Here is a 25,912-nt window from a genome sequence, read left to right as displayed (position 1 = left end):
GTTCAAATAAACTTATACGGGTTGATTAAAGATTGGAGTAAAAACATGAGTGAATGTCCATGCGGTTCCGGGATTGTATACGCCGAGTGCTGTGAACCATATATTACCGGAACTAAACCAGCTCCTACAGCTGAAGCTTTGATGCGTTCCCGTTACACAGCTTTTGCTGTGCATAACGTAGATTATCTCGGTGATACTCTAGCCCCGGAAAGCAAACATGACTATGAACCTGAGCAGGTAAAAGAGTGGGCGACATCTTCCACTTGGCTCAGCCTTGAAATTGTTTCTACCTCAGAAGGTCAGCCCGAAGACACTACAGGTGAAGTCGAATTCATTGCGAATTTCAAACAAGGCGGAGCTACTCACAAACATCATGAAGCAAGCCACTTTGAAAAAAGAGACGGCAACTGGCTTTACATTGATGGAGACATGGTAGCCCCGAAACCTGTTGTTAAAGAAAACAAAGTCGGACGTAATGAGCCTTGCCCATGCGGCAGCGGCAAAAAATATAAAAAGTGCTGCGCTTAATTAAGATCTCAGCATAATAATTACGACTCAATTGTTATTAAAAAAGACCCGGCAGAAATATCTGCCGGGTCTTTCATTTGACTTAGAGTCCAGTCTTGAAACAAATCAACAAAGCTTTACTGCTTAATTTCTTCAGCCTTGATAATCATAACAGGCTTAACCGGGACATCATCATAACGGCCTTTACGGAACGTCACAACTCTTTCAATTTTATCAACCACTTTCTTGCCGCCGAGAACTTTTCCGAAAACAGCATAACCCCAGCCTGAAGGAGTCGTAGACTTAAAGTTCAAAGCTCCATTATCAGCAGTATTGATAAAAAACTGGTCTGTAGCGGAATGAGGATTACCTGTACGGGCCATAGCGATGGTGTACTTATCGTTATAAAGACCATTGCGGGCTTCATTCTCAATAGGAGCGTAAGTATCCTTGCTCTTCATGTTTTTGTCCATGTTTCCGCCCTGAATCATGAATCCGCTGATTACTCTGTGAAAGATAGTGCCGTCGTAATGACCTTCGTTCACATATTTGAGAAAATTCGCCACGCTTTTTGGAGCCTTAGCTCTATCCAGTTCAAGAACAATGTTTCCTTTGCTGGTTTGCATCTTAACAAAAACTTTAGAGCTTTCAGCTTTTGCAGTTGCTCCCACTGAAAGAGCTATGCAAAAAAGGGCCGCAACCAATAATATTTTGAATCCTTTCATATCCAGATTTTCCTCCGTAACAGTTTTATTGGCATTTACCAGAAACCGAAAAGACGAGCAAACAAAGAACGCCTTATTATTTAAAATCATCACTAGACGTAAAAAAAGGCCCTCGAACTAGAGAGCCTTTCAATTACCATTTTATTTAAACCTTTCTAGCTGTATGAAACCTCAATTTTACGCGGTTTTGCCTCTGGAATTTTCGGCAGAAACAGCTCGAGCACACCATTTTTTAAATTCGCTTTAATATTTTTGCTGTCCACAATATCCGCAACAGTGAATCTTCTTACATATTCACCTTCACCAAACTCTTGGAGAAGATATTTTTCGCCTTCAATCACTGATGTTGCGGCCTTGCCCTTAACAATCATCACATTTTCTTCGACATCAATATCGAGATCTTTTTTCCCGACTCCGGGAAGATCCATATACATATAAAAACCATTTTCAGTTTCAACGATATCCGTTGCGGGGCTGATTTTTTCCAATTCATTATCGGTCTTAATTGCTTCGTTACTCATAATCCCCCCTTACTCGATTTCTACAGCGATTTTCTTAGGGACAGATGACTCGGCCTTAGGCATTATTATCCGCAATATTCCGTCTTTCATAGAAGCAGAAACATTATCCACATCAACAAGTGTATTGATAGAAATAATCCGCTGAAAAACTCCGGAAGTCCTTTCCTGACGAAAATATCTGCCTTCCGGTAATTTACGTTCACCCTTTATTACAAGATCTTTTGCTGTGATCTCTATATCCATATCTTCAATTGCAAGTCCGGGCATTTCCGCATGCACATAAACATTCTTTTCATCTTCCCCTATATTAATAGGAGGGTATGATGCTTTTCCCCGTTTATACTGCCGGGGATTAAAAACTTCATTAAACACTTTGTCGAACTCATACGGAAAGTTATAAACTGAGCCTAAATCAATGACCATAAAACACCTCCTGATTATATTCGTATTAGTTCAAAATACGCTATAAAAGTCGGTTGTCAATAAGGAGTATTTTTAAAGGCGAGAAGTTCGGTCGCAAAAAAGAAAGCTTTTCCTGCGTAACTCAGGTCCGGCTTTGTAAATTTATTGAATAAAAAACAAATCCCCCCTCGAACAAATATTCGAGGGGGGATCATACAACCTTAAAAAATATTATTTCTTAAGGCTGTCGGAGGAAACAGATTGTCTCCTCTTTATATTCTCACTTAGGGAGCGAGAATTTCAACCAATTCAATTTCAAAGATCATGGTCTGACCGGCAAGAGGATGGTTGCCATCAAGAACAACTTTATCATCGGTAGCAGACTTAATTGTCACGTTAGTAACGCCCTGTTCAGTATTAACCTGAAGCATCATGCCGACTTCCGGATTGATTTCAGGTGGAATCTGGCTGCGTTCAACTTCAAAAGTATGTTCTTCGTGGTAAGGACCGTAGCCATCTTCAGGGCTGATGGTTGTCTTTACTTTTCCGCCGGCTTCAAGGCCGAGAACTGCGTCTTCAAACCCTTTGATCAGCATTCCCTGTCCGAGAACTATTTCAAGAGGTTCGCCTCTTTTATATGAAGAATCGAATTCTGTTCCGTCTTCGAGGGAACCTGCATAATGAACGCGGATTTTGTCGCCGTCTTTGGCTTGAGACATAGAAGCTCCTTGTGTTTTCCGGTTCTCCTGAATCGGAAAACCGCACTGTTTTTTTGTTTAAACCTAAAAAATTACTTTTTGTCCCATTTGTCGGCTGGAATAGCCTCATCTACGAGCATAATGGGAATTTCATCTTTAACGGGATAGACGACTTCGCATGCACTGCATTTAAGTCCGGTCTCTCCATTCAGAAGTTCCAACTCGCCTTTACACTTAGGGCAGACGAGAATATCAATCAGTTCTTTATTCAGAGCCATTTTAGGTACTCCTTGCATATTGTCTAATCAGTACCCTATAACGATAGAAAACAAATTCCTCAACCCCACATTTGTGCTATAAGAAAATTGAGACTAATAATCTGCCCTCCGGCACCCAATTTGGAGAAGATAATGCCCGGAATAGACCTGCATACACATTCTACAGCTTCAGACGGAACTCTAACCCCGGTAGAGCTGGTTCTGGCTGCAAAAGAAGAGGGACTTGTTGCTATAGCTCTCACAGATCACGACACGATTGCAGGCCTCCCTGAAGCCGTCAGGGCTGGAGAGAAACACGGTGTGGAAGTTATCCCCGGATGTGAGCTGAGTGTTCATTCCGATGTCGGAGTTCTACATATAGTAGGTCTGTGGGTAGACCCTTATTCATCTATTTTACAGAACAAATTTGAATCCATTCGCAAAAAACGCGGCGTGCGAAATGACGAAATAATAAAAAAATTACAAAATTTAGGCTTAAATATAACCATGGACGAAGTTCGGGAAAAAGCCGCCGGAACCGTCGGCAGACCTCATATTGCATCGGTTCTGCTTGATAAAAATTATGTTAAATCTTTTGACGATGCTTTCAATCGCTACATTGGAAAAAAGGGTAAGGCATATATTTCGAGAGAAAGCCTTGCACCGGAAGAGGCCATCAATCTTTTAAAGGCAACAAATGCGACCTCGATTCTAGCCCATCCCGCCCTGCTCAGCACTAATGAAACTGTTCTTAATGAGCAAGTTAAAGAGCTTAAAAGACTGGGACTTGACGGAATAGAAATTTATTGCAGTTCGCACACCACGGAAATGATAGGAATATGTAAAAAAATTGCCCGCAAATATAATCTTCTGGCCAGCGGAGGATCTGATTTTCATGGATCAGTAAAGCCGGAAATAAAACTCGGTCGAGGTACTGGAAAATTATTTATACACCACAGTGTGCTTGACGATCTTAAAGCCCTAAGGCAATCGAAGGGTCTGGAAATTTAATCTATTGCCCCACAGAGCTATGAACAAAATTAATACTGAAAATTTAACAGACAAATCAAAATCAATGAAACCAATAAATAGTGAAATGCCTGAATTGCTGTGCCCGGCCGGCAACATGGAAAAACTTTCTGCCGCAGTAACATACGGCGCAGATGCCGTTTACTTAGGAGCAGGTGACCTCAATCTACGCTCAGCCGGAGCCGGCTTTCAATGGGAAGAGCTACCCGAAGCCTTTGCTCTGACTAAAGCAAACAATGTTCAGGCATATTTCTGCATCAATGCCTACCCGCGTGAAAAAGATCTTGATCTGGTAAAAAAAGATCTTGAAAAGCTGGCTGAATGTCCACCCGATGGAATAATTGCCGCTGATCCCGGAGTAATTAGAATTGCCAGACAAATTTTACCGGGCATCCCTGTACACGTCAGCACTCAAGCCAACACCGGAAACAGCGAGTCCGCAAAATTCTGGAAAGAGTTCGGAGCATCAAGAGTAAACCTTGCCAGAGAACTCTGCGTTACCGACATTGCCGACATTGCCGCAAAATGCCCGAACATCGAACTGGAACTTTTTGTACACGGCGCCATGTGCATGGCAATTTCAGGCCGATGTTTTCTCAGCTCGTGGCTGAATGACAGATCCGCCAATATGGGACGCTGCACACATCCATGCCGATTTGAATACAAAGCAACAGGTCTCCGCGTTGAAGAAAAGACCCGCCCCGGAACGGACGTGTGGGAAACAGTTGAACATGACGGACATACAACATTTTTTGCAGCCGAAGACCTTTGCCTGATTCATTATGTACGCTGGCTCTCCAGACTCGGAGTTGCTGCCCTTAAAATTGAAGGACGCACCAAAAGTTCCTCTTACATCGCACAAGTTGCAGATGTTTACAGAGCGGCCATAGATGCTGCTAAAACAGGCCGTCCGCTACCGGAAAGAACGATGTTTGAGCTTACCAATGCGGCGACCCGCCCGCTCAGCACCGCATTCTTTAAAACATCCGGCCCCAGCACAATCACTCAGCCTCCAACCGCAGAGGAACGCAAGCCTGTTGTAGCCAGAATTCAGGAAAAACGCGGCGATGACTGCTGGCTTGTTTCAGTAAAATCCCGCTGGGAACTTAAAAAGAATACGGAAGTACTTGTTCCGGGACTGAAAAGACCTGCACTGAATACGGGAACCTATTCTTTTGAAACAATTCACGGTGAAGCTGTGGACGTGATTCATTCCGGCACGCAAGCACTGCTGAGGACTGATCACCCTGACATTGCGACAGGATTTTTTGTCCGAAGTGCTTAATTAATCCTTAAACTGTAAGAAGCTTTTATTTTTAGACAGTTGTAGATTGACCATAGAGATTTGTTTCTATAATCATAGAAATATTGAATTGGAAAAGTAGGCGATACAAAAGATATCCAAATCCGAATCTCATGCAAGGCAAAATCAAGGAGGACTCTAATGCTCGTAAAAAACTGGATGACTAAGGATGTAATCACCCTTACCCCCGAACGCTCAATGATGAAAGCTGCCAAGCTTATGAAAGACAAAGAAATAAGCAGGCTGCCGATTGTTGACGATGAAGGTGTTCTAGTTGGAATCGTTTCCGACCGCGATATAAAGGAAGCTTCTCCTTCAAAAGCCACAACCCTTGATATGCATGAACTTTATTATCTGCTTTCCGAAATCAAGCTTAAAGATATCATGTCACGCAAAGTTTTAACTGTTTCCATTGAAGATACAGTTGAAAAGGCTGCTGTGGTTCTGGATGAAAATAAAATCGGCGGAATTCCGGTTGTAGACGCTGAAAATAAATGCGTAGGAATCATCACCAACACCGATGTTTTCAGAGTCCTGATTAATATCACCGGAGTTCTTCACGGAGGAGTACAGATGGGTTTAGCCCTCTCTAACAAGGCTGGATCTCTTAGCCTGGTCATTGATTTCCTGAAAGAGAACAAAGCCCGTGTGATGTCCGTTCTGACCAGCTACGAGCCTAATCAGGAAAACACTCGTCAGGTTTTTATCCGCATCATGGACATGGAGAAATCGGAACTGAACAAGCTGCGTGAAGGCATAGATAAAAACTTCAACCTGCTCTACTGGGTTCGCGACTCCGTTCACGGCCTGACTTCATAAATTAATCACATATAAAACTTTAAAGTCCCCGTCACATTTTGTGGCGGGGACTTTTTTTGACAACACGCCCCCTCTCCCTTTATGTAAAACCCATGCACATGAAACAAAAACTTACATACGTCCTTCTCGTTACTCTTACGCTTGCCCTTTCCGGGTGCCAGTCTACTTATTACAAAACAATGGAAAGCTTCGGCTACCACAAACGCGATATCCTTGTTTCCAACGTTGAAAAAGCCCGTGAATCGCAGGAAGAAGCCAGCGAGCAATTCAAAAGCGCACTGGGAAAATTCAGTGCACTGACCGGATTCCACGGAGGCGACCTTCAAGAGATATACGAACGGCTTAATGATGAATTTGAACGGAGTGAAGCCGCGGCAAAAGATGTTACTAATCGCATTGATGCTGTTGAGCAGGTAGGAAATGATTTATTCGGTGAATGGAAAGATGAGCTTTCGAAATATTCAAACGCAAAGCTCAGAAATGAAAGCAGAATCAAGCTTTCCAAGACCAAAAGCAAATTTACAAGGCTTCTCTCAGCCATGCGCAGAGCTGAAAAGAAGATCAAGCCTGTTCTTGATGCATTCCGCGATCAGGTACTTTACCTAAAACACAACCTCAATGCACAAGCTATAGCCTCGCTCCAGTCAGAAATTAATTCTCTGGAAGCTGACATCGGCAGGCTGATTAAAGATATGCAGAAATCCATTGATGAAGCTGACGCATTCATTAAAGAACTTAAGAAAAACAGCTAAAAAAAAGAGGGGAAGTCAGAACGACTTCCCCTCAACTTAAAATCTATCTTCGAACCAACCTACCCGTTAACAACTTCCAGCTGCTTGCGGATATACTCCAACTCATCAGCGGACTTCTCAGTAGCCTGTTCATCCAAGACCTTGGCAAAAAAAGTAATCAAATTATCGGTATCCATACCCAGAAGGATAGATCCGTTTGAAACTAGACAGGTCTCGCCCTGATCTTCCATCAAGTAAGCACGTTTTTCACGCGCCTCATCTTTTCTGGTGGCAACAGAATACCCGGTACGCCCCTTTTCGCTCATGTAAATCTTTTCTGAAACAAGCTCCCCGCTTCTCTCACAATAATTCATGGCTTCGTTTTCAAGCTTTCCGGTAAAAGAAATCGGACCACCGAAGTCGTTTTCCAAAGTGACTCGTTTAAGTCTTCCCGTTTTTTTCATGATCACTTCCACCAATTTTGCTTAAATGGGCAGTTTCAGTTGTTTAGAACTGGTCTTTTCGTCTTTTTCCTTACTGCGAGGGGCTTGCAAGCCCGACTCGATATATTCCAGCAAAGAACTTTCAGGCACGCGCCACTGACTGCCTACTTTGATACCGCGAATCTTCCCTTCCTGAATCAGCCGATAAGCCGTTCTGGAGTGGATTCGAAGCGTATCAGCGATCTCACGCACCGTGTATAAAGTTGGCGACGGAGTCAAAGACTTGTCCTAATTTTTCAGTATTACACTACAATGTACTTTCTATGACACATTTTGTCAAAAAATGTCAAAGAATGTCACTCCTGCTCACATTTATCTGCCACAACACTCCAACAATCACCAAATTGACTAGAATTACACACAAAATAACTCAAAAGAGAGATCTAACAGGTTCATAACCACAAGCTTTACGGAAATTATTTTTAGTTTATTTCACAAAAAAACCCCTCCGAACTAAAGTTCGAAGGGGTTTTATGAATTATATAGAATTCAAGTTCTAGAATCTGAGCCTTTTATCTCTCGGCCAGTAACCATTATAATCATAGCACAAATAAATTGTGAACTTTCGTGCAGGCTTTCCGCGGAAAGTTGTCTGGAAATGAATAGGCGGGCTGATGCGGCCAAACATTTTAATCAACTCATCATCAGGTTTTTCTTTAAAATCTTTAAGGACATATATTGCGTCCCATCCAAGATTTTCTTGAGGACCGGGCCACAAATCATACTGATTCATGCGCCGATCTATCCATGCACAATAGGTCCTGGGCTGCCCCGGCACATAAAAGGCCAGTGCGGCGGTCATGTCATACTGCTCACTCATGATAAAGACCTTTGAAGGATTTTTAAACTGAGACTTCTCAAGCTCAACAACCTGTTGTCCCAGATCCGTCCAGCCTTTTAGGCGATGAGTCGGATTAAGATGATCAGGAAGCGGAACAAGGTTCTGAAAATGCAGTAAACCAAAAATCAAAATACCCAGAAACAACCAAACTGAACGGAGGTGGCCCCTTCTATTCCAAAAAGCATCAAAGACTAATCCTGCGAGCATCACCCCGGAAACATATGAAATTACAGCCCAGTTACCGAGAACTTTGGTATGAAAACTCCACATAAGAAAAAAGAACCATACCGGCAGGAAAAACACAGAAAGAAGTGCGGCCTGCTTATTATTCAATCCCAAAAGATTTTTAGATTTCTTCTTTAAAACAACAGCTAATGCTCCGAATCCACCTGAAAGCATAAAAATAAGCCACCACGGAGTCGCCATGCCGATCTGTTCACCCAAATAAGGTAGAATTCTATCAAATCTGATCAGCTGCGAAGCGCTGGCACCCGAAGCACCTATCAAATACAAAACATGCTTATATCCAACGAAATCATTTTGAACATTCCAGATAAGGGTCGGTAGAAAACCAACAAAAACCCCTACCGAAAGCGCTGCGAATAGCTTCTTTAAAAAACCGCTCGGAAGCCCTTCTTTCTTCATCAGGATCAATGCGTAAATGACCGAAAGACCAGTAAAACCGAGCATTGTATATTTCGCAAGTATTCCAAGCGCCAAAAAGAAGGCAATCAGAACAAAGGGGAGCGTTCTGGATTCGTTTGAATCACGCTCGATACCAGGAGAATAAGGAATAGTTGCAGAATAAAGAGCAAAAACAGCGCAGGTCCAGCACAGAATAAAAGGATTATCCGTTGTCATCAATATTCCAAGAGCCAGAAAAACGGGCATGGTATTATAGACAATAAGCGTCCAGACTGCCGCACTAGGCCGCTTCCAAAGCTTTGCCATTCCCCAGAAAAGAACCATCTGAGTTATCATCGACCCCACGACTGAACCGAAGCGCACTCCGAATTCCGTGTTGCCGAAAATGAAAGTCCAAGTAGAAATAATCCACGCAATCAGCGGCCCCTTGGAATAATAGGTAAGCTGCATGTTGCGGGTCCAGTCCCAATACTGGGCTTCGTCCTGCACCAGATTAAGCTGCCCAGACCCCAGAAACCAGATTCTGGCAAAAGTAGTAAAAACAATTATTATAAAAGCCCACATCAGGGGCTTATTTTTGAATGAATGAGTTAATGATAGCACTTATGGAAACCTCCTTGCGAGGAAACTTTTATCCGACCCTGCCGCGGTTGACAACCTGTCGCAGGAGTCGAAAAATATAATATTGAATCAGAAAAAATAAAACCCCCGAAAATCGGGGGCAAAAGACCGACAAAAAGAAATTCTTTTAAAAAAAAACTTTCTATATGAAATATTAAAGACCGAGGCTTTTGATTCGCGCTTCCGGTGTAATAATCTCAGTAATCCTGAATCCGAAATTTTCGTTAATAACAACAAGTTCCCCACGAGCAACCAAACGCCCCTCCACATACATATCAAGAGGTTCGCCGGCCAGCTTATGCAACTCGATAACAGTTCCCTGACCGAACTGAATAATCTCGTTAACCAGCAGTTTTGTCCGTCCCATCTCGACTTTTACTTCGAGAGGAATATCCAAAATTCGTCTAAGTCCGTCTTCCGATCCCATACGGCTCCAAGGGGGTTAATAGTTAAACTTTTGAAAATGTACCCCAAAAGAAAACAAACGACCAGCAAAACCACACACGCTATAATTTAGAGTGTAACCGTTTGCTATTTAACTCTTTCAATTTTTACGCCGCATTCACGATTCGGCTCGAGCGCAAGAATACTATCGGCGCTGTTTGCAAAAAGATCCAGAGGATGATGGCTTATTACCAGTACCTGAAACCCGAGCCTTTCCGAAATAGTGCTTATCAGATCCATAAACCTGGGAACAAGGTCCGGCCTGAGCCAGCAATCCTGTTCATCGAGAACCAGAAACGGACGATGCATATCAGGATTCAACCTTGAAAGAGCAATGAGCCGCAGCCCCACAGAAAGAATATTACAGACCGAACCGCCCTGTCCGACCATAATATCCTCTTCGCCGCCCTGATTAAGAATCTGAAAATCAACTTGAAGCTTCTTGTCTCTGATGGAAGCAATAGCTTTAACTTCTCTATCCTGCCCGAGGATTTCCCTTATGGCGTGAGTGAGATTTGTTTCAAGCTCAGTTAAAAGCTCTCCGAACAGCGCTGTTGTGAGCTCTTCCATCTTTCTTTCAGCATCGGGCGCAACTTGAAGGAATTCATCAACCTTCTGAATTTCAGAACGGAGTTCAATCCAGTCGTCAACTCGGGCAGAAGCTTTCGCTGCAAGCTGATCGACTCTGCGCTCAAGGGATTCTAAAGACGGAATATCTTCAACAGAATGCACGACTATTGCCCGCCGCCGTTTTCAAGCTTCTGCAAACCGTCTACAATAGAATTTATATGTGTTCGGTACTCTGAGACGAGTCTGGAATTTTCAGCTCTTTTTTCTTCGAGCATCCGGCTGAGCTTTTCAGGATCGGATGTTCCATATTGCTGAGCGGCCTGCTCTTCAAGTTCAGCAAGCTGTCTGCCTATATTATCAAGATTCTGCTCAGTGCGGACTTTATCCTCACGAAGCCTTTCATATTGCTGCTTAAGCAGATTAAGTTCCTGCTCAAGGCCATTATCATTTGCTGCATTACCGATTGCCATCAGTTACCTCCGTATATAAATCCCAGATCAATTTACTTTCCGGCTGTTCCGGATCAATATTCTCTTCCAAAAATTGTTTAAGCCCCGAACCTTCGTGGGTTCTCTTCCATGCAAGTCTTTCAAGCCCTTGCAAAAATTTTGACTCAGCTGCATCAGCGTCTTCTATCTCCGGCAGAAAATCCTGATTTGGAAAAACCTCATAAAAATCACGGTGAGGTATATCCCATTTTTCCAGATCAATACACTGCGGAGTCCAGATAGCCGCTTGCGGTTTGCGCTCAAGTGCAAGCTTAGTGAATGCCAGACGCGAAATATTACCGGGATTAGCCCAGGTTGTAGCCCCTGCCGTAATAGTCGGACGCGGCCTGTGAATGTGCCCGTTTATCACCCAGTCAATTCCGGGTATTTCTTTGATGGCATAGTGCGGTTTTTTATATTCAGGGAAAGCCACATTATGATGAGCAACCCATACGACCTTGAGAAGTTCACCATTCTCCTGCTCAACTTCCTCACGCCCGAATTCTTTGGGAATGGGGAACCCGTCCGGACTTGCCCCGACAAGAACCCTACCTTCCGAAGTTTCAAGCACAAAGGCTGGACCCGGCTCATTCATCATTCTAATGACATTTGAAACGTCCAGCACAGCCATTGAAACATCAGGAGTAAATCTTGCCTGATATTTATCGTGATTACCAATCAACACAAAAGGCTTATACGGACCGAACAGGGCTATTAAATCAACCAGAAGACTATTCGAATTATCCCTAGGCCAATGAAAAAGGTCACCTAAAATAAGCGGGACCATATTCAGATCTTTCGCATGCTTTAAACATGCTTCCAGTTTATCCAGAATATCGGCAGTGTAACTGCTTAAACGCTGTCCGGGAGGAGTCGCCGCAATATGTGGATCTCCAATTAAAAGAAGCCCTTCAGCTTTTATTACTTCAAGACTCATGAGCCACCTCCCCTATCAACTTATCCGCAGCCAGCTCATTTCCGCAAAGCGGGCAGCTACCGATTTCAGCCAAACGTTTCTTTATTTTGGCCTCAAGCATAATTCTGGACTCTTCCAGTTTTTGCAAAGAAACTCTTGAAAGTTCCTGAGTCTTTTTAAGTGAATCAATGCCACCTATTATTTTAATTAAATGAACATCTTCAAAGAGTTCAGGTGCGGGTGCGATCGGTTCAAGAACCTGCGCTCTGTGTGAAACATTTTCTACCGAAACCTTGTTGCGGAAAAGATTGCTGATTGTTGCAGAAAGAGCTGAAACATCCTCCAATACAGGGGGAGAAGCCAACAAGGACAAGGTCTTGCGTCTTTTATTCTGAACATTATCCGCTAAAGATAACTGTTTATGGTGTGCAATTCTGGAATCTAAATCCTTCACGGGAAAAAGCTGTGGCAAAGGCGCAAGGTGTTCTAAACTTAGTGACCGTTTCTTAAGGCTCATCCTTTGATGACGAAAATTTTCAAGCTGCTGACCTGTTTGCTCAAGGGGTTTAACAGGAAAAAGGTCCGGTCCCTTAACAAGTCCGCATAAACTCTTTTCTCTGGCGGCAAGAGTTCCCTTAACGGTTTGAAACTGAATTTTGCGGTTCAGTAAATCTTCAATGCGCGGGATTTCACTTAAAATCTTTTCCGAATGCCCTTTTAATTCGCGGGCAGATTCAAGCTCAAGATTCACATTCGGCAAATCCTGCAAATCATTAAGTTCGGAAGCTATACGGACCATTTTTTCCTGCTGAAATTTTTTCTCGCGCTTTGCACTCTTAACCCGGTTCTTCAGCTCGGTCTGCATAGCCAGTAAATGCGAAGCTTCCGACGAAGACGCAAAAAACTGAGCCGCAACACTTGCCGGCTGATCAAGCAGAAAAATAGGTTTGCGCTGATCACCGATATGAACATCTAAAGATTTATCACCCTCTAACGGCACCTGATTAAGGCGTAAAATCGCCATTACATCTTCTGGAGGCTTGCGACCGAACTTTGCATAAGTCTCATGTTCATCAGCGCCGGGTTTAGTCACTTCATACCAAGCTGTAGCTTTCTTCCGAATCCATGCAACCTTTGTCCCGTCATCCATCTCAAGCTCAACCCTTGCGACCTTTGCACCGTGCCGGACAAAATGCTTCGGCAGCGGATTAGTCGCAATGCACCGCAAGGCCTCAACAACAGAAGATTTGCCGCTGTTATTAGGTCCGGTCAGCACTGTCATGCCCGGCCCGAGTTCTATCTCGGTATATGCGTGGGCTAAGAAATTTTTTAGGATAATTTTTTTAATCATTTTTTTTTGATCAAGAGAATATTTGGTATAGGATTTCGCCTTCGGCTGGACCAAAGGGGATAATCCCCTTTGGAAACCTTATCGGGAAGAAGGTTTCAAATAAAAAAATTTATCTAGAAATCACTTCATTATAAATTTGCAAAAGTCTAATGCACTTTGGCTATAAACTGAACCTTTGCTTTTATCTTCAAAAAGTACCAAAGGCGGTTCTACTATCAGCCCCGCCTTACCATTTTTCACAGCTTCAACTAAAACGACTTTAGCCGAACGATCCATATGACTATGCACAAACTTTATTCTTTTCGGTTCCAACTTGAAACGGGTCAATACGGCTAACAGCGGAGTAACTCTTTCCGCAAGAAATACAAAGCAGACTTTGCCCCGAAACCGCACCATACGCGCCGCTGTCTTTGCAAAATCTTCCAGTTCGGCTTCAACTTCGAACCTGGCTCTATTCCTATCAGCGTCAGGACAGGGTCTCCCTCTTCCTTCACACCAATATGGAGGATTGGACACAACCACATCATAGCTTTCCGCAGGGGCAAACTGTGGATTACAAACGTTGCCCTCTAAAATTTCTATTTTATCCGTAAAACCTGACTCAGCAACATTATGGTTCGCACATTCAAGCATCACCGGGTTGATATCAACTCCGGTAATATATAAATCTTCAACAGGATTACGCAAAGCAATTCCCAATGGAATGACTCCGCATCCTGTGCCTAAATCGAGAATACGACACTTACCTGATACCGGCACAAAACTGCTCAGCAATAATGAATCTGTAGAAAATCGAAACCCTGTTTCAGGCTGCTTAAGCCCTTTCGGAAACATCTGTCGCGCTTCTTCGCTCACTTGCTAAGCTCTTCTACGGCGTAATGCGTTCATAAGCATTAATGCATCATCAGATTTAAGTAGCAGAGAACCGAAGCCGTAAATCAGCACCCACACAGGAATCATGAAGAACCATAATATTCCGTATGAAACAGAATACCAAGCTCCCGCCCCGATTAAGCAACTGAGCAAAAAACTTTTAAACGCTCCCGCCCACGGCAAAGGACATACTCCGGTCCTGCGCCACATAATTCCGGCAAGTAACAAAAAATTGAGTGTGGATGATAATGAAACAGCTAAAGCCAAACCAACATGAGCTATAGACTGCATTAACACATACCCGACGCCTACATTGGCGATGAGACACAAGATTGCAATTTTAACCGGAGTTTTGGTGTCTTCCTGAGCATAAAAAGCTGAAACCAAAGGACGGGACATAGCTATAAAAGGAAGACCGATGCCATAAGCGACCAAAGCTTGCGCAGTGGCAGTAACAGCCACTGCATCAAAAGCTCCGCGCTGGAAAAGTAATTTAATAAGCGGTTCGGCAAGGGTTACCAGACCAGCCATTGCAGGCAGGCTGATAAAAAGAGTCAGACCGACTGTATGCTTCAAGGTCTCGGCAAATTCACGGTCTTTTCCTTTAGCGCAGAGAGCAGAAAGACTCGGTAATGCGGCTGTTCCAACGGCAATCCCGAAAACTCCCAGTGGAAATTGAACAAGCCTATCAGAGTAATAAAGATAAGAAACACTGCCCACTGGAAGAAATGAAGCCAAAAGCGTGCCCAGAACAATATTAATCTGATACACAGCCGCTCCGAAAACGGTCGGCAGCATCAATTTACCCATGCGCTTAACGCCCGGATTATCAAGGCTGCGATTGCCACGCCATGAAAGACCGACTCTGCGCAAATAAGGCTGTTGCAGAAGCCATTGCAAAACTCCGCCAATCAATACGCCCCACGCCATAAACACGGCCACATTGTTTCCGGTAAAATAACCGACGAGCGCGGAGCCGATAAGGGATACATTTAAAGCACACGGGGCTAGGGCTGGAGCCATAAAATGGCCCATGCTGTTCAAAACTCCCATGCACAATGCAACACCGCAAATAAAAATTATATATGGAAAACAGATTCTTAAAAGATCAACCGTAAGAGACATCAATTCAGGATTACGATCAAAACCCGGTGCAATCATCAAAACCAGCGGTTTTGCGCCAACAATTGCCAGAACCGTTATCACTCCGAGAATCAGCACCAGCCAGACAAGCGCCGAACGGGCCATATCAAAAGCGGCATCCTGCCCCTGCTCATTCTTCACGCGGCTGAAAACAGGCACAAAAGCCATGGTCAACGAACCTTCTCCGAACAAACGGCGAAGCAGATTCGGAATACGAAATGCCACAAAAAAAGCATCCGCAGGCAAACCGGCACCCAAAGCAAAGGCTACAATCAAGTCCCGGACAAATCCGAGTATCCTTGATAGTAGCGTCGCTCCGGCAACAACCGAAGCGTTTCTAACAATTTTAGCTGATTCAGCGGTCATATAAGGGAAGGCCTCCGATATATTGGGGCTTTAATAATTACAAAAGCAGTTTTCGCTCCACCCCCCATTTCTTTTAATATTAAAAGTTTTAGGAGATTCATAAGAACCTTTTTTCAAAAAGGTTCTTATGCCGCCGGAGGCATACATTAATCACTCATTTTCTGGCAATTACTGCAAAAAGTTGATCCACGCCCGGCGACAGTTCCGCTTTCAAATGTTTCTCCGCAATTAGGACAAGCTTCACCTTTTTTGCCGTAAACTTTGAAACTGTTCTGAAATCCACCGGCGTCTCCACCGGCATCAACGTAATCACGGATAGAACTGCCGTTTTCGCTGATAGCTTGCTTCAGCACCTTTTGAACTTCTACGAATAAATTTTCAAGTGTTTCTTTTGAGAGATCAGAAGCCTTGGCTTTGGGATGAATTCCTGAACGGAAAAGGGACTCGTCAGCATAGATATTGCCTATTCCTGCAACAACGGACTGATTCAATAAAAGCCCTTTCATCTGAGCCTTTCTTCCGACCAGAATATCAGCAAGATCGGCGGCGGAAGTTTCAAGAGGTTCCGGCCCGAGCTTGCGATAAAAGGACCACTCTTCAAGTTCTGACGTGCTCAGTGCGCGAACTTCCCCGAATTTGCGGGTATCGTGAAATTCGATTGAACCGCCATCTGTCAACCCGAAAACAACGCGGGAATGTTTGTCAGGTGAAATAGCACTTTCATGTGCCAGCACTCTGCCTGTCATTTTAAGATGAAAGGTTACATGCAGATCCTCTCCCAAATCCATGATAAGCAGCTTTCCCCGTCTGTGGACACGGCTAACGGAACAACCTGCGACCCTTGAGGCGAAAACATGCCACGGCATTTTTACAGTGCCATGATTTAATATTTTAACGGATTCAATGGTTTTACCTACAAGTGCTTTGGCAAGACCGCGTGAGATAACTTCTACTTCTGGTAATTCTGGCATTATGTACTCGGATTTATGATAATTTATAGATGAACGGGTTACTTTTCTTTAGATCTGACAAGCAACCCTAAATCGATACTAAAAGTCATACCTCTTCTGTCCAACTTAAAAACAAGAGGCTTATTCTCTTTGTGCGCTTTTGCCCCGGCCATATGCATAGCGAAAAGTGAACGCACAGGAATTCCTTGCGCCTTCAGCAACACGTCTCCGGGCCGAATGCCATACTTAAACGCTTTCTGATCACGCTTAACAGCAACAATCACGGCTTTTCCCTGACGCATTTCCACGGTCATCCCCAGTCTGCTTTCATAAGAGGGAGGGCAATAAAAAAAAGAATCTGCGGCAGTGGGATAAAATTCTTCGCCACGCCACGGCATGAACATAAAAACCTTTGCTTCAGGGTCCAGCTCTTTAAGCCTGTGAGCGATCCCCCAGCCATGTTCAACATGCCCCGCACCCGCAAGCACTACAACTGAATTTTTCGAGCTTCGACGCAGGTTAATCGCCCGCTCCGCCATAGCGGTATCCCATAAAGACTGAACCAGTAAAAATCTTTCAACCTGCGCGGGGTCAGATGAGTCCCGGTTAGCGTGCATAGAGAGAACTTCTTTTAAACTTTCTTCCTGTTGCGCAGGCGCCGGAATAACTTTTTGCGGCAGCAATGCCCGGTCCGGGACGGACAATCCTTCAAGCCCCTTTTCACGAACTTCTTTTGTAAGTCTAAAGGGAAAATTCAAAGCGGCTACAGTCAGTTCTCGTTTTTTAGCAAGCTCAAACACAGAACGGAAAAAGTTAAAGTCATATCTCCACTCGTTTTTCCAATCCAGCTTTTCCGGCAACTCATCCACACTGAGTTGTCCAAGATTAAAACGATTAAGAACATCCTGCTTTTCGGAGCTGATCATTTCAAAACCAATAGAAACTTTGCGGTGATTACGTGTAAGCCCTTGAATCAAATTAAATTGAGCTTCGTGATCGCACCTGTTTGTGTGACCCTCGCCGATCAGCACATAGTCAGCACGACTGGCATTCTGCACAACTTCAGCAAACGAGAGCTTCTCTCCCGCTGAATTTATATATTCACCGGAGCAAGGCAAAAAAGATACAGCCATATCGGGGTGTATCGGCTTGGTACATCCTGAAATGGCAAAGATAAAAAAAAGCGCGCAAAGAGTCCGAAGACCCCTTGCGCGGATATTAATATTATATCGGAACATTCAAACTTCCGAATTAATCCCAGATACGCTTATCTTCAATAGGTTTGACCTGAGGAGGCAATGAGCCTGGAGTCAGCACCTTGAGGATAGGACGCAGTTTAATTTTTTCACGGAACATGTGCAGAAGCTCATCTTCACGTTTAAAGTTGGAAACCTCAATATTGAGGATCATTTCATCAATACCGCCGGGGTTGGTAACTTCAATCTGCCAACGCTTAACTTCATCAAAATGAGCCATAACCTGCTCAACCTGATGCGGATAGACAAACATACCCTTAATACGGGCAGTAGTGTCCACACGACCGACAATATTTCCAAGCCTTGGAGTGGAACGACCACAAGGACAAGGTGAGCGGTCAATATAACTGAGATCACCGGTAGCAAGTCTGATCAAAGGATAAGTCTTGTTGAAAGCGGTAATAACGATTTCACCGACTTCGCCGTCCTTAAGAGGAATACCTGTGTCAGGATGACAAATTTCAACAAACGCACGGTTGGTGATGTGCAGACCGTTCTTATGGTAACATTCGTAACCGATACAACCGACATCAGCAGTTCCATAACCCTGACGCATAATAAGGTCGAATTTTTTCTCAAGAGAGGTACGAACCTTTTCAGAGAATTTTTCGCCTGTAACAAACGCAACTTCAAGGTAAAGATCTTTACGCAGATTGAGTCCGGCTTCTTCAGCCTTCTGAGCAAGATGCATAAGGTAACTAGGAGTTCCTACATATCCGGTGACTCTAAGCTTCTGCATGATTTCGAGCTGACTGTTGGTACTGCCTGGTCCGGCAGGAACAACCGCACAGTTCAAATTACGCAAAGGCTCTTCAAACATCAGTCCGGCAGGAGCCAAATGATAGTTCAAAGTAATCTGAGCTACGTCACCTGAGCGGAAACCGGCTGCATAAAAGCCTTCAGTCCATCCCCAGTAATCTTCACTGCGGTCTTCAGGATCGAAAATAGGACCGGGGGAAAGAAAGATGCGGCGAAGCTCACCGAGATCTTTAGTCAACAATCCGCCAAGACGTGGCCCCATGGACTGTAAAAATATAAGTTCTTTCTTTTTTAGTATAGGAATGAGTTTAAGGTCAGAAAGGTCTTTAAACTTTTCAACCTGAAACTGAGCTCTATCGAAACGCTTTTTAACGTCTTCAGAATAGCGGTAGGCATAGGTCAGAAGCTCTTTAAGCTGCAAAGCGCAATATTGACGCCTTTCGCCCTCATCCAGCACTTCACGACGGCTGTATATGCCTTCGGTGCGGTCTTTACGAGTCATTAATAGGTTTCCTCCAAAGTTTATTGCTGAGAAAAGAGCGTACTCTTCACTCAGCATAGACAACATATAAAGATTTTACGTATTTGTCAACACCTTTATACAAATAGTGATACATTTCAAATGCTTATAGCATTATTTACTCTTTTATACTCTTAGCCATTTTTAAAAACAGACAGACATTAGAGCTTTTACGATTTGATTAATTTACCTCGTCAACTCTTAGCAATTCTCAAAATTACTGCATTCAAATAACAATATTCTTAACATTTCTTATACCGAGAACCGCTTCCGGCATATATCTACAGCTTTTCGTTCAAAGCATATTTTTTCCTATTTTAAAAAAATTTACACCTTTTTTATCCTTTTTGCTTGACAGCAACGGACGGTGTAGATAGACACTACTTCGTTCACAAGGAAGGGCCGTTAACTCAGTTGGTAGAGTATCTGACTTTTAATCAGAGAGTCGCTGGTTCGAACCCAGCACGGCCCACCATGAACTTTAATATACACCCCCTCACCATTGAGGGGGTTTTATTTTTTAAATAAAATTACAAAAATTCATAAATTTTCACTTTCTTACTTGACACAAACCGTTAGTATCGATAAACCCCTACTTCGTTCACACGGATGGGCCGTTAACTCAGTTGGTAGAGTATCTGACTTTTAATCAGAGAGTCGCTGGTTCGAACCCAGCACGGCCCACCAAGAACTTTAATATACACCCCCTCAGCATTGAGGGGGTTTTATTTTGTCCTGTCACACAATAAATCCCGCCCCGGAATCTTTCCGGAGCGGGATTACTTAATTAAAATCTATCAAATCCGTCTTCATCATTATCGTAGCCGCCTGAACCTGATGGAAGCCTTTTTGCTCTTATCCTCTCAAGCTTGAAAAAAGACATACTCTGCTGCAACATCTGTCCTTGCGCTGAAAGTTCCTCAGAAGTTGAAGCCATTTCCTCGGAAGCTGAAGCGTTCTGCTGGATAATCTTATCCAATTGCTGGATAGCCTGATTTATCTGCGTTACACTCGTATTCTGTTCGTCACTGGCTGCGGCTATTTGCTGTACAAGCTCTGCTGTCTTGCGGATACTCGGAACAAGCTCTTGCAGCATTCCTCCGGCCCGTTCTGCAACAACCACAGATGAAGAAGACAATTCACTGATCTCGGATGCGGCGATTCCGCTTCGTTCGGCCAATTTTCTAACCTCTGCCGCAACAACCGCAAAACCCTTACCGTGCTCTCCGGCCCGGGCGGCTTCGATTGCAGCATTAAGAGCAAGCAGATTAGTCTGCCTTGCGATCTCTTCAATTATCATAATTTTTTCTGCAATGCTCTTCATGGCGGTAACAGCTTCACCTACGGCCTGCCCACTCTGTTCAGCCTGCTCCTGTGCCTTCTCTGCAACACCTTCAGTCTGCTTTGCATTATCAGCATTCTGTTTAATGTTGGCCCCCATTTCCTCCATGGAGGAAGAAACCTCTTCAATCGAAGCTGCTTGCTCCGTAGCTCCCTGCGAGAGGCTTTCTGCCGAAGCTGACAACTCTTCACTTCCGCTGGCAACATTTTCAGTTGCACTGTTTACACTGGATACAACCCCTCTAAGCTCGTTCACCATATTCCGCATTCCATCAGCAAGCTTACCAAGTTCATCGTTACGCTCTAGATCAACATCGGCAGAAAGATCTCCTGTGCTGACCAGACTGACGAAGTCGAGTCCTTTTCGCAAAGGAACAAGTATTCCGCTGGAAATAAGCCAAGCCATAAAAATTCCTGCAACAGCAGCAACAATTACAACAATCACGATCATACGCTTCGTACTTTCTGCCTGACTGAGCATCTGCTCATCTGTCATAATATTGTCCGCAACAGTAGCTCGAATTTCTGTCAAAAGACTTTGTACTGATTTAAGGGCCGGAACGGTTTGCGTCGCATAAATACTGGCGGCTTCATCAAGAGCTTTCAATTTAGCATCATGCCAGGAAATCAAACCGTCGACTTTTGAGAGAGTCTCAGCAGCAGCTTTTTCAACTTCAGTTGTAAAATAATTCTGAGCTCCGGCACGATCATTATTTTTCAATAAGTTATTAAGCGTTATTACGGAATCATGAAGCCTGCTATGCGGGCCCATGATAAAATTAACCAGTACACCATACTCTGAATCGTTCTTTGCTTTTGCCTGATTTTCAGTGGAGTAAAGCCACTTACCAAGCCCGCACTTATGAGGATCAGCCTGAACATCAATGAACCTGACTTGTGGATTCATAAGTTCTTTAATAATCGTGTTCATCCATTTGAGATGGTCCAACTTTTTTTCTCTTAAAAAACTTCCCAGTTCAGGGTCTACAGGCTGATACTTCTCCTTAATGTCAATAGCAGATTTATGAAGTTTATTATGAGGGTCTTCGATTTTTGCTAAAAAAGGTTTAATCGCCGGAACAAGAGCTTCCGCTTTTTTCCGGGCATCACTATAATACCATTTTCCGAACCCGCATTTATGAGGATCACTCTGCACGTCCAGCGTATTTACATTTTTATCAGTCAAAAGACTGTTAACCTGATTGGCCCAATTCAGGTGATCTACAATCTTCTGAACAAAATCACCTCGAAGCTTATTCCCCGCAATAACATCTTCAGCGTTATGCACGATGTCTCCAATTCCAAAGACTGACCAAGACACCAAGCAAAACTAATAAGGTTATTACTGAACCAAATCCCACAGAAAATTTATAAAAAAGATTCAAATCCTTCCAGCTCATAATAAACTCCTTAAAACCAATAATTGCAGTGAACTTCGCGCTCAAAATATATTATTTAAATTAAAACAACCCACCCTTGAGGGGTTGAGCACTCACACTCCTTTAAATTATAACACATCTCTACTTTAAATAAAACAAAATATGCAGCAACCATTATCTTTTAGTTTTTTCAAACGAAAACAATCCACATAACCTTGACTAAAAATATTCACGACAATACTGCTAGAATCAGCAAACAAGAAGCAATACTTAAGGAGCAGAATAATGCTGATGACTAAAGAACAGGACCATCTCGCACAGATCTTCTCCGAAGCACTTGATCGCGTTGATCCCTATAAAATCATTACCAACCGGTTAAACCTTTCAAATGAGATTTTAACAGTTGCCATGGATGAAGGTGATATATCGGTCAATCTGAAAGATTTCGAGCGCATTATTGTTATAGGTGCAGGTAAGGCCACAGCAAAAATGGCCCTTGCTATCGAAGAAATTTTAGGTGACCGCATTGAATCCGGTATTATTTCAGTTAAATACGGACACACCGAAAAACTACAATACATCAAAACAATTGAAGCCGCCCATCCAGTTCCTGATGAGAACGGAGTCAAAGCAGCTCACATGATCGAGACTCTGGCCTGCTCCGCAACAGATAAAACACTGGTCATAAATCTTATTTCAGGGGGAGGTTCCGCCCTGCTGACCAGTCCTATGAACGCAGAAATAGACGGTAAAAAAATCTCAATAACTCTTGAAGACAAGCAGGCTGTGACCAAAGCCCTGCTGGCCTGCGGTGCAGACATCAGCGAGATCAACTGCATCCGCAAACATCTTTCTAACCTTAAAGGCGGCCGACTGCTGCGCTGTCTACGTCCCGCACGATCTCTGAATTTCATTCTTTCCGATGTCGTCGGCGACAATCTCGACACTATTGCCTCGGGTATGACCAGCTTTGACAGCTCCACATATTGTGACGCCATATCTATTATTGATCATTATGAAATCAGAAACAAAATACCGCCCCACACGCTCAAAGCTCTTGAACTGGGCAATCTTGGAAAACTTGTTGAGACTTTAAAAAAAGAAGAATTCAATAAGGTACAAGCCGATAACATCCTCATCGGAACCAACCGCATTGCCCTACTGGGAGCGCGGGATAAGGCAATAGAGCTAGGCTACAATGTTCAGATTCTGACCTCACGCCTTGAAGGTGAAGCCGCCAATGCAGCCGACATGTTCTGGGCTATTGCGCAGGATGAAAGACAATGGGACCTGCTTGAGAAAAAACCGGCCTGTATTATCGCAGGCGGCGAAACAGTTGTGACCATCAAAGGAAACGGCAAAGGCGGCAGAAATCAGGAAATGGCTCTGACGTTTCTAATGAGACTCGGACAGGATAAACTTGAAGGTAAGGATATACACTTCCTTGCGGCCTCAACCGACGGTAACGATGGGCCGACCGATGCGGCAGGAGGATTTGCTGATGCTGCCGTTCTGGAAAAATCCCGCGAAATGGGACTTTCCATCGCCGACTATCTAAAAAACAACGATGCTTACCATTTCCTTAAAAAAGTAGGAGCGCTCCACAAAACAGGACCGACAAACACTAACGTCTGCGATGTGCAGATGCTTATCGTTAAATAGTTTTCTGAACGAATCGCTAAAAAAAAGACCTCACCCCGATAAGTTTAATTTATCGAAGTGAGGTCTTTTATATTGGTTACTGTAATCAAAAAAGTTACTGCTTAAGTCTCCAAACTCCATCATCACCACGGCAGGCTTTCGCCATAACCTTTTCCCCGCCATCTTCGGTGATGGTCACATCACGGCATATTTTATCCTGATTAACATAAGCTGGTGAAGGTTCTGCGGTATAAGATTTTCCGGTATCAGGATTCTTCCATGAAACAGTTTCACCGGATTTAGTGTTCTCTAAAGAATGAGTTACTTTTTGCTCGTCATATTTATCCCACTCATTACCGACAATATACCCCATAAGAAGGCCCACGCCTGCTCCGATAGCCGCTCCTGAAGCCTTATTTTTAAAGGTCAAAGCTCCGATTGTTGCTCCGGCAAGCGCGCCAATCCCAGCCCCGGACTGAGCTTTGTTTGCACAGCCTGAACCAAGTAAAAGAAGACAGATTATCGCAAGTGGAATCATTTTTTTCATTTTAATACACTCCTGATTAAGTAATTCTCAATATTAATATCAAAAAGCTCGTATAAGGTCACGCTCAAGAAAAAAAGATCGCAAACTACATCTTCAGAAAATCACTTATCAAGAGAACATTTTGAACCTCTATAGCATTCCGGCTTCAAAGACTTTCTTTTTGCGGAAGAGATACCGGTAGGAGCTGATTTCCAAGCATGAAGAGGATTAAGAGGTATCCTGTTACAAAAATCAACCCTGCACGCAGTGAATGCACCGACATAAGGAGGATAAATAAAACCGTTCAGATATTTCCAAGGGACTTTGCTTTTCCAGCTCCACATGGGGCCGGGCAAAACAGAACGAGTCATGGAAGGTTTATACCCTGTTCCTCCGTACAATGCTCCCCGCATTTCAGAAGGAGAAAACCAGTGAGCCTTCCTTAATGTGTTTGCAGAAGCCCAAGGCCACATTCTTCCGTGAGTAAAAAAATATATTGAATGACGGTTAAGAAAACCAACCAGAATACCACCCGCAGAAACTCTTGCAGCCTCAGCTATCACGGCTTCAGGGTCGGAACAGAATTCAAGAACGGTCCAGAGCACCGTAAAATCAAACTCATTATCATCAAAAGGAAGAATTTCACCGTTACACTGATAAAGCGATGCCCTTTTCCCGAGCCTTTCAATTGCAGCATCAAGCATGACAGAAGACTTATCAACTCCGGTAACATCGAAACCGCTTCGATAAAGATGCTCTAAAAATATTCCTGTTCCACAGCCGACTTCAAGTAATTTTCTTTTGCGACGGGGCCAACCTGAGATTAAGTGATCCATAAGGTTCACTTCCTGTTCGAGAGCAAAACGCCCTTCAGGAGTTCTGAACCACTTATCAAATTTTTCAGCATCAGATCCGTCCCAAATCATAAGCAATTACCTTCAAAGTTAAAAAACAGGTGCGTTTAAAGATGAGCCAGCATTATACATATAAACAGAGAGCGGATTCCGGTCAAACCTTATCGGTAACCGGAACCCGCTTAAATCTGGCTATAATTAAGTAACGCTTTTAAGGAGAATCTTAATTCTTAATCATTCAGCTGTTCGTAAACTTTACCCACCAACTTCTCGGAAGGAGTCAGTGTCTTTGCTCCGGGAGTCCACTTCGCAGGGCAGGCTTCTGCAGGATGATCTTTTAGATACACGTTTGCTTCAACCTTACGTAAGAGCTCATCAGCATTACGCCCGACATTGTAAAAATTGACTTCAGATGAAACCAGAATACCGTCAGGATTGATGATGAATGTTCCGCGCAGAGCCATACCTGTTGCAGGATCATAGACACCGAAGAAATCAGCCACTTCACCGGTAGGGTCTGCTGCCATTTTGAACTTAACATCTTGCAGCAATCTTTCGTCAGTCTTCCATGCGAGGTGTACAAACTTTGTGTCTGTAGAAACAGAAATAACTTCGCATCCCAATTTTTCAAGATCTGCATGCTTGGAAGCTAGATCGGCCAGCTCTGTGGGGCATACAAATGTAAAATCCGCAGGGTAGAAGAAAAGAACCGTCCACTTACCTGCTTTCTGAATTTCTTCAAAATCCACTTCGCAGAAACCGCAATCACAAGGATCGAAAGCTTCCATTACAAAAGTTTCAACTCTTTCACCGATTATTGCTTCCGGAATAAAATCACCTGAATACTCGTTTTCACAACTCATGTTTTATCTCCGTTTGGTTTTAAGTTTTAAACCAATATCAAATTTGTTTATTAACATATTTCTTTCATTG

The 25,912-nt window shown here is 43.6% G+C and carries 27 protein-coding genes, 2 tRNA genes and 1 pseudogene; 8 read left to right on the top strand and 22 right to left on the bottom strand.

Annotation, left to right across the window (positions count from 1 at the left end; all coding sequences use genetic code 11):
• The first annotated feature begins 45 nt into the window (after nucleotides 1-45).
• The gene (locus JEY82_RS08775; RefSeq protein WP_304085028.1) at nucleotides 46-528 is read left to right on the top strand and encodes a YchJ family protein; all 483 of its coding nucleotides are present in this window, start codon (nucleotides 46-48) and stop codon (nucleotides 526-528) included.
• 116 nt (nucleotides 529-644) lie between these two features.
• On the opposite strand, the gene JEY82_RS08770 is transcribed toward JEY82_RS08775, so the two are convergent.
• The 5 genes from JEY82_RS08770 to JEY82_RS08750 all read right to left on the bottom strand — a co-directional run bounded on the left by JEY82_RS08770 (nucleotide 645) and on the right by JEY82_RS08750 (nucleotide 3,131).
• Nucleotides 645-1,232 (bottom strand): peptidylprolyl isomerase, encoded by a 588-nt coding sequence (locus JEY82_RS08770; protein WP_304085026.1) that lies wholly within the window; start codon nucleotides 1,230-1,232, stop codon nucleotides 645-647.
• A gap of 155 nt (nucleotides 1,233-1,387) precedes the next feature.
• Entirely contained in the window at nucleotides 1,388-1,753 is a 366-nt protein-coding gene (locus tag JEY82_RS08765; protein ID WP_304085024.1) for an Hsp20/alpha crystallin family protein, read from the bottom strand.
• A gap of 9 nt (nucleotides 1,754-1,762) precedes the next feature.
• Complete coding sequence (locus JEY82_RS08760) at nucleotides 1,763-2,176, bottom strand: Hsp20/alpha crystallin family protein (RefSeq protein ID WP_304085020.1); 414 nt, start codon at nucleotides 2,174-2,176, stop codon at nucleotides 1,763-1,765.
• A 263-nt stretch (nucleotides 2,177-2,439) separates the two neighbouring features.
• Nucleotides 2,440-2,874 (bottom strand): peptidylprolyl isomerase, encoded by a 435-nt coding sequence (locus JEY82_RS08755; RefSeq protein WP_304085018.1) that lies wholly within the window; start codon nucleotides 2,872-2,874, stop codon nucleotides 2,440-2,442.
• A 71-nt stretch (nucleotides 2,875-2,945) separates the two neighbouring features.
• On the bottom strand, nucleotides 2,946-3,131 hold the full coding sequence (locus JEY82_RS08750; RefSeq protein WP_092157822.1) for a Trm112 family protein: 186 nt from the start codon (nucleotides 3,129-3,131) through the stop codon (nucleotides 2,946-2,948).
• 132 nt (nucleotides 3,132-3,263) lie between these two features.
• Between JEY82_RS08750 and JEY82_RS08745 the strand changes: the two genes are divergently transcribed.
• From JEY82_RS08745 to JEY82_RS08730, 4 genes are all read left to right on the top strand, one after another.
• Nucleotides 3,264-4,121, top strand: a complete 858-nt coding sequence (locus JEY82_RS08745; protein WP_304085015.1) for a PHP domain-containing protein — start codon at nucleotides 3,264-3,266, stop codon at nucleotides 4,119-4,121.
• Between the two features lie 19 nt (nucleotides 4,122-4,140).
• Complete coding sequence (locus tag JEY82_RS08740) at nucleotides 4,141-5,424, top strand: peptidase U32 family protein (protein WP_304085012.1); 1,284 nt, start codon at nucleotides 4,141-4,143, stop codon at nucleotides 5,422-5,424.
• Between the two features lie 159 nt (nucleotides 5,425-5,583).
• Nucleotides 5,584-6,261: a CBS and ACT domain-containing protein gene (locus JEY82_RS08735; RefSeq protein ID WP_304085011.1), complete on the top strand. Its 678-nt coding sequence runs from the start codon at nucleotides 5,584-5,586 to the stop codon at nucleotides 6,259-6,261.
• A 56-nt stretch (nucleotides 6,262-6,317) separates the two neighbouring features.
• Nucleotides 6,318-7,013 (top strand): DUF2959 domain-containing protein, encoded by a 696-nt coding sequence (locus JEY82_RS08730; RefSeq protein ID WP_304085009.1) that lies wholly within the window; start codon nucleotides 6,318-6,320, stop codon nucleotides 7,011-7,013.
• Nucleotides 7,014-7,072: 59 nt separating this feature from the next.
• Here the strand turns inward: JEY82_RS08730 and JEY82_RS08725 are convergent, their stop codons facing one another.
• The 13 genes and pseudogenes from JEY82_RS08725 to JEY82_RS08665 all read right to left on the bottom strand — a co-directional run bounded on the left by JEY82_RS08725 (nucleotide 7,073) and on the right by JEY82_RS08665 (nucleotide 19,220).
• Complete coding sequence (locus tag JEY82_RS08725; protein ID WP_092157834.1) at nucleotides 7,073-7,456, bottom strand: hypothetical protein; 384 nt, start codon at nucleotides 7,454-7,456, stop codon at nucleotides 7,073-7,075.
• Nucleotides 7,457-7,477: 21 nt separating this feature from the next.
• Nucleotides 7,478-7,714: a helix-turn-helix domain-containing protein gene (locus tag JEY82_RS08720; RefSeq protein WP_304085005.1), complete on the bottom strand. Its 237-nt coding sequence runs from the start codon at nucleotides 7,712-7,714 to the stop codon at nucleotides 7,478-7,480.
• A gap of 277 nt (nucleotides 7,715-7,991) precedes the next feature.
• Nucleotides 7,992-9,584 carry a glycosyltransferase family 39 protein gene (locus JEY82_RS08715; RefSeq protein ID WP_304085002.1) on the bottom strand — a complete coding sequence of 531 codons (1,593 nt, stop codon included), beginning with the start codon at nucleotides 9,582-9,584 and terminating at the stop codon, nucleotides 7,992-7,994.
• A 172-nt stretch (nucleotides 9,585-9,756) separates the two neighbouring features.
• Nucleotides 9,757-10,002 (bottom strand): annotated as a pseudogene (fliN, locus tag JEY82_RS08710) (flagellar motor switch protein FliN); the annotation flags it as partial.
• A 131-nt stretch (nucleotides 10,003-10,133) separates the two neighbouring features.
• Nucleotides 10,134-10,778 (bottom strand): hypothetical protein, encoded by a 645-nt coding sequence (locus JEY82_RS08705; protein ID WP_369681155.1) that lies wholly within the window; start codon nucleotides 10,776-10,778, stop codon nucleotides 10,134-10,136.
• A gap of 2 nt (nucleotides 10,779-10,780) precedes the next feature.
• A complete protein-coding gene (locus tag JEY82_RS08700) occupies nucleotides 10,781-11,086 on the bottom strand; it encodes a hypothetical protein (protein ID WP_304084999.1) in 306 nt (101 codons plus the stop codon).
• On the bottom strand, nucleotides 11,073-12,041 hold the full coding sequence (locus JEY82_RS08695; protein WP_304084996.1) for a metallophosphoesterase: 969 nt from the start codon (nucleotides 12,039-12,041) through the stop codon (nucleotides 11,073-11,075). The genes JEY82_RS08700 and JEY82_RS08695 overlap by 14 nt, the downstream gene beginning before the upstream one ends.
• Nucleotides 12,031-13,371, bottom strand: coding sequence for an AAA family ATPase (locus JEY82_RS08690; protein WP_304084993.1), 1,341 nt, complete (start codon nucleotides 13,369-13,371; stop codon nucleotides 12,031-12,033). Before JEY82_RS08690 ends, JEY82_RS08695 begins: the two co-directional genes overlap by 11 nt.
• Before the next feature lie 120 nt (nucleotides 13,372-13,491).
• A complete protein-coding gene (locus tag JEY82_RS08685; protein WP_304084990.1) occupies nucleotides 13,492-14,226 on the bottom strand; it encodes a tRNA1(Val) (adenine(37)-N6)-methyltransferase in 735 nt (244 codons plus the stop codon).
• Nucleotides 14,227-14,229: 3 nt separating this feature from the next.
• Nucleotides 14,230-15,753 carry a murein biosynthesis integral membrane protein MurJ gene (gene murJ, locus JEY82_RS08680; RefSeq protein WP_304084988.1) on the bottom strand — a complete coding sequence of 508 codons (1,524 nt, stop codon included), beginning with the start codon at nucleotides 15,751-15,753 and terminating at the stop codon, nucleotides 14,230-14,232.
• Between the two features lie 146 nt (nucleotides 15,754-15,899).
• A complete protein-coding gene (mutM, locus tag JEY82_RS08675) occupies nucleotides 15,900-16,724 on the bottom strand; it encodes a bifunctional DNA-formamidopyrimidine glycosylase/DNA-(apurinic or apyrimidinic site) lyase (RefSeq protein WP_304084985.1) in 825 nt (274 codons plus the stop codon).
• A gap of 38 nt (nucleotides 16,725-16,762) precedes the next feature.
• A complete protein-coding gene (locus JEY82_RS08670; protein ID WP_304084982.1) occupies nucleotides 16,763-17,941 on the bottom strand; it encodes a ChaN family lipoprotein in 1,179 nt (392 codons plus the stop codon).
• A gap of 13 nt (nucleotides 17,942-17,954) precedes the next feature.
• Entirely contained in the window at nucleotides 17,955-19,220 is a 1,266-nt protein-coding gene (locus JEY82_RS08665; protein ID WP_092157857.1) for a phenylacetate--CoA ligase family protein, read from the bottom strand.
• 417 nt (nucleotides 19,221-19,637) lie between these two features.
• On the opposite strand from JEY82_RS08665, the gene JEY82_RS08660 reads away from it, so the two are divergent.
• Nucleotides 19,638-19,713, top strand: a tRNA-Lys gene (locus JEY82_RS08660).
• 136 nt (nucleotides 19,714-19,849) lie between these two features.
• A tRNA-Lys gene (locus JEY82_RS08655) sits at nucleotides 19,850-19,925 on the top strand.
• Between the two features lie 100 nt (nucleotides 19,926-20,025).
• Here JEY82_RS08655 and JEY82_RS08650 read toward each other — a convergent pair.
• Nucleotides 20,026-21,867 carry a methyl-accepting chemotaxis protein gene (locus tag JEY82_RS08650; RefSeq protein WP_304084977.1) on the bottom strand — a complete coding sequence of 614 codons (1,842 nt, stop codon included), beginning with the start codon at nucleotides 21,865-21,867 and terminating at the stop codon, nucleotides 20,026-20,028.
• 376 nt (nucleotides 21,868-22,243) lie between these two features.
• Here JEY82_RS08650 and JEY82_RS08645 point away from each other — a divergent pair, with 376 nt between their 5' ends.
• Nucleotides 22,244-23,620, top strand: a complete 1,377-nt coding sequence (locus tag JEY82_RS08645; protein WP_304084974.1) for a glycerate kinase — start codon at nucleotides 22,244-22,246, stop codon at nucleotides 23,618-23,620.
• A gap of 94 nt (nucleotides 23,621-23,714) precedes the next feature.
• Here the strand turns inward: JEY82_RS08645 and JEY82_RS08640 are convergent, their stop codons facing one another.
• From JEY82_RS08640 to JEY82_RS08630, 3 genes are all read right to left on the bottom strand, one after another.
• Nucleotides 23,715-24,146, bottom strand: a complete 432-nt coding sequence (locus JEY82_RS08640) for a glycine zipper domain-containing protein (RefSeq protein ID WP_304084971.1) — start codon at nucleotides 24,144-24,146, stop codon at nucleotides 23,715-23,717.
• A 101-nt stretch (nucleotides 24,147-24,247) separates the two neighbouring features.
• Nucleotides 24,248-25,051, bottom strand: coding sequence for a class I SAM-dependent methyltransferase (locus JEY82_RS08635; RefSeq protein WP_304084968.1), 804 nt, complete (start codon nucleotides 25,049-25,051; stop codon nucleotides 24,248-24,250).
• Between the two features lie 158 nt (nucleotides 25,052-25,209).
• Nucleotides 25,210-25,842: a peroxiredoxin gene (locus tag JEY82_RS08630; RefSeq protein WP_092157871.1), complete on the bottom strand. Its 633-nt coding sequence runs from the start codon at nucleotides 25,840-25,842 to the stop codon at nucleotides 25,210-25,212.
• Nucleotides 25,843-25,912: the final 70 nt, after the last annotated feature.

Origin of the sequence: Maridesulfovibrio ferrireducens (assembly GCF_016342405.1) — a bacterium.
Taxonomy (GTDB): domain Bacteria; phylum Desulfobacterota; class Desulfovibrionia; order Desulfovibrionales; family Desulfovibrionaceae; genus Maridesulfovibrio; species Maridesulfovibrio ferrireducens_A.
Note: the sequence above shows the minus strand (reverse complement) of the source record. Positions and strands in the feature narration are given on the sequence as shown.

Coding starts and splice junctions, on each gene's coding strand:
- JEY82_RS08775 (WP_304085028.1), top strand. CDS start 46: ATGAGTGAATGTCCATGCGGTTCCGGGATTGTATACGCCGAGTGCTGT.
- JEY82_RS08770 (WP_304085026.1), bottom strand. CDS start 1,232: ATGAAAGGATTCAAAATATTATTGGTTGCGGCCCTTTTTTGCATAGCT.
- JEY82_RS08765 (WP_304085024.1), bottom strand. CDS start 1,753: ATGAGTAACGAAGCAATTAAGACCGATAATGAATTGGAAAAAATCAGC.
- JEY82_RS08760 (WP_304085020.1), bottom strand. CDS start 2,176: ATGGTCATTGATTTAGGCTCAGTTTATAACTTTCCGTATGAGTTCGAC.
- JEY82_RS08755 (WP_304085018.1), bottom strand. CDS start 2,874: ATGTCTCAAGCCAAAGACGGCGACAAAATCCGCGTTCATTATGCAGGT.
- JEY82_RS08750 (WP_092157822.1), bottom strand. CDS start 3,131: ATGGCTCTGAATAAAGAACTGATTGATATTCTCGTCTGCCCTAAGTGT.
- JEY82_RS08745 (WP_304085015.1), top strand. CDS start 3,264: ATGCCCGGAATAGACCTGCATACACATTCTACAGCTTCAGACGGAACT.
- JEY82_RS08740 (WP_304085012.1), top strand. CDS start 4,141: ATGAACAAAATTAATACTGAAAATTTAACAGACAAATCAAAATCAATG.
- JEY82_RS08735 (WP_304085011.1), top strand. CDS start 5,584: ATGCTCGTAAAAAACTGGATGACTAAGGATGTAATCACCCTTACCCCC.
- JEY82_RS08725 (WP_092157834.1), bottom strand. CDS start 7,456: ATGAAAAAAACGGGAAGACTTAAACGAGTCACTTTGGAAAACGACTTC.
- JEY82_RS08700 (WP_304084999.1), bottom strand. CDS start 11,086: ATGGCAATCGGTAATGCAGCAAATGATAATGGCCTTGAGCAGGAACTT.
- JEY82_RS08695 (WP_304084996.1), bottom strand. CDS start 12,041: ATGAGTCTTGAAGTAATAAAAGCTGAAGGGCTTCTTTTAATTGGAGAT.
- JEY82_RS08690 (WP_304084993.1), bottom strand. CDS start 13,371: ATGATTAAAAAAATTATCCTAAAAAATTTCTTAGCCCACGCATATACC.
- murJ (WP_304084988.1), bottom strand. CDS start 15,753: ATGACCGCTGAATCAGCTAAAATTGTTAGAAACGCTTCGGTTGTTGCC.
- mutM (WP_304084985.1), bottom strand. CDS start 16,724: ATGCCAGAATTACCAGAAGTAGAAGTTATCTCACGCGGTCTTGCCAAA.
- JEY82_RS08670 (WP_304084982.1), bottom strand. CDS start 17,941: ATGTTCCGATATAATATTAATATCCGCGCAAGGGGTCTTCGGACTCTT.
- JEY82_RS08665 (WP_092157857.1), bottom strand. CDS start 19,220: ATGACTCGTAAAGACCGCACCGAAGGCATATACAGCCGTCGTGAAGTG.
- JEY82_RS08645 (WP_304084974.1), top strand. CDS start 22,244: ATGCTGATGACTAAAGAACAGGACCATCTCGCACAGATCTTCTCCGAA.
- JEY82_RS08640 (WP_304084971.1), bottom strand. CDS start 24,146: ATGAAAAAAATGATTCCACTTGCGATAATCTGTCTTCTTTTACTTGGT.
- JEY82_RS08635 (WP_304084968.1), bottom strand. CDS start 25,051: ATGATTTGGGACGGATCTGATGCTGAAAAATTTGATAAGTGGTTCAGA.
- JEY82_RS08630 (WP_092157871.1), bottom strand. CDS start 25,842: ATGAGTTGTGAAAACGAGTATTCAGGTGATTTTATTCCGGAAGCAATA.